Raw genomic sequence first — 2,016 nt, forward strand, 5'->3', positions numbered from 1 at the left:
TGCCTTGGCGGCAGCGGCCAGCGTTTCGCCGACCTGCTGGGCGAGATCGCGGCCGAGGCCGTTCTGCCAGATGTCGGCTGCCTTGACCAATTCGCGGGTCACCGTCGGGCCGCTATCGAGCAGCTTCTTGCCCGAATCGGAATTGTAGAAGGCGGCGATGTCGGTCAGTTCCTTTTCGGAGAACACTTTCGCGTAGGCGAGTGCGGCTTCCTTCTCGAGGTCGGCACGGCGCGAGGCCAGCGCCAGAGCCTTCTCGTTGATGGTCTTGCCGATCAGTTCCTGCATGTCCGGGTTCTTCTGGATCAGCTGCGATTCGAGCGCCGCGGCTGCCTGCGGCAGGATGTTGTCGAACGGGTCGGTCGCGTGGATCGCAGCGACCGCCGCGCGGGCGGCCTTCAGGTGCGCTTCCGTGACATCCTGCGAAAACGCCGGCGACGAGAAGGCGAAAACGGCCGAGGCCGCCAGAAGGACGGAAAGGCTGCGAACCCGGTTATGCAACGTCATGATCGGTAGAACTCCCTGGTTTTCGGGCGGCATGGACGGTTTGGATACCGTCGCCGCCGGCGATGATGGCCGCTGAAGCCAGCCCGATGAAAAGACCATGCTCGACCACGCCCGGAATGGCGTGGAGAGCATTCGAAAGCGCTCTTGTATCCGGAATGCGGCCAAAAGATGCATCGAGGATAAAATGGCCGCCGTCTGTAACAAAAGCCTGCCCGCCCGTCATCCTCAATGTGACCGGTCCGGAAAGACCGAGCTTTTCAGCCGCCGCGGCAACCGCGATTTCAGTGGCGCGCAGGCCGAACGGATTGACTTCGATCGGCAGGGGAAAACGGCCGAGCGTCTCGACCATCTTGGAGCGGTCGGCGATGACGATCATGCGCTGGGACGCCGCGGCGACGATCTTCTCGCGCAGCAGCGCGCCGCCGCCGCCCTTGACCAGGGTCAGTTCCGGGTCGACTTCGTCGGCGCCGTCGACGGTGAGATCCAGCTCTGGCGTTTCCTCCAGCGTCGACAGCGGCACGCCAAGCTCGCGGCAGAGCAACGCGGTGCGCTCCGAAGTCGGTACGCCGATGACGGTCATGCCGGTTGCAACCTTTTCGGCAAGCAGCCGCACGAACTCCTCGGCCGTGGTGCCGGTGCCGATGCCAAGCCGCATGCCGTCGCTTACATGGGCGAGTGCTGCCCGCGCGGCTTCGACCTTCAACTGCCTTGCATCCATGTCGGTTATTGCCCCGGAAATTCGCTGCCGGGCTCGTAGCATTTTTGCCGGTCCGGTCAAAGCCCTGGACGGCGCTTCTCCAGGTGATGCTCAGTGTAGGAATTATTTCCTTGACGGGTGAGTGCAGCTATGCTACATTTTTGCCTATGGTGCTGATTTGCGCCAACAACCCGCCGTCGAAGCGGGTTTTTTCATATCGGACGGGCCCGCTGCGAATGCCCGGCCTGATAAGCAGGCCCCGCCTGAACGAGCTGGCCCAGCGCTTGCCTTGACGCGCCGCAGCCTTTATCGCCTGCCCCTGTAGAAACTTGCCCCAGGACAGACCATGACCCGACCGATCATCGTGTTCGACCTCGACGGTACGCTGATCGACACAGCGCCGGACCTGCTCGACAGCCTCAACCACAGCCTGGCCGCCAGCGAGATCGCGGCGGTCGACGAAGCCGGCTTCAGGCGCTTTGTCGGTCACGGCGGCCGGGTGATGATCGAGCGGGCGCACGCCGCCCATCAGCGATCGCTTGCCGTCGAGGAGCACGACCGGCTGCTGAAACTTTTCCTCGACCACTACACGCTCAACATCCCCGGCAAGTCACGCCCCTACCCCGGTGTCGTCGAGGCGATCGCGCGCTTCGAGGAGGCCGGCTATACCCTCGCCATCTGCACCAACAAATACGAAGCCAACTCGCTGGCGCTGATCGAGGCGCTCGGCCTGACCAAACATTTCGCGGCCATCGCGGGCCAGGACACGTTCGCCTTCCGCAAACCCGACCCGCGCCATTTGATCGAGACCATAA

3 protein-coding genes are annotated in these 2,016 nt (G+C 63.4%); 1 reads left to right on the forward strand and 2 read right to left on the reverse strand.

Annotated elements, in window-relative coordinates; translation table 11 throughout:
* Together EN879_RS33540 and rpiA are read right to left on the reverse strand one after the other, a co-directional pair.
* On the reverse strand, positions 1-504 hold a 504-nt coding region (locus tag EN879_RS33540), incomplete at its 3' end, for a DUF2059 domain-containing protein (protein WP_127224600.1).
* On the reverse strand, positions 491-1,222 hold the full coding sequence (gene rpiA / locus EN879_RS33545; protein WP_027036598.1) for a ribose-5-phosphate isomerase RpiA: 732 nt from the start codon (positions 1,220-1,222) through the stop codon (positions 491-493). The genes EN879_RS33540 and rpiA, both read right to left, overlap by 14 nt.
* Positions 1,223-1,547: 325 nt before the next feature.
* Here rpiA and EN879_RS33550 point away from each other — a divergent pair.
* A partial coding sequence (locus EN879_RS33550; RefSeq protein WP_127274589.1) for an HAD hydrolase-like protein occupies positions 1,548-2,016 on the forward strand: 469 nt, incomplete at its 3' end.

Origin of the sequence: Mesorhizobium sp. M7A.F.Ca.AU.002.02.1.1, from assembly GCF_003998535.1 — a bacterium.
Taxonomy (GTDB): domain Bacteria; phylum Pseudomonadota; class Alphaproteobacteria; order Rhizobiales; family Rhizobiaceae; genus Mesorhizobium; species Mesorhizobium ciceri.

Coding starts and splice junctions, on each gene's coding strand:
- rpiA (WP_027036598.1), bottom strand. CDS start 1,222: ATGGATGCAAGGCAGTTGAAGGTCGAAGCCGCGCGGGCAGCACTCGCC.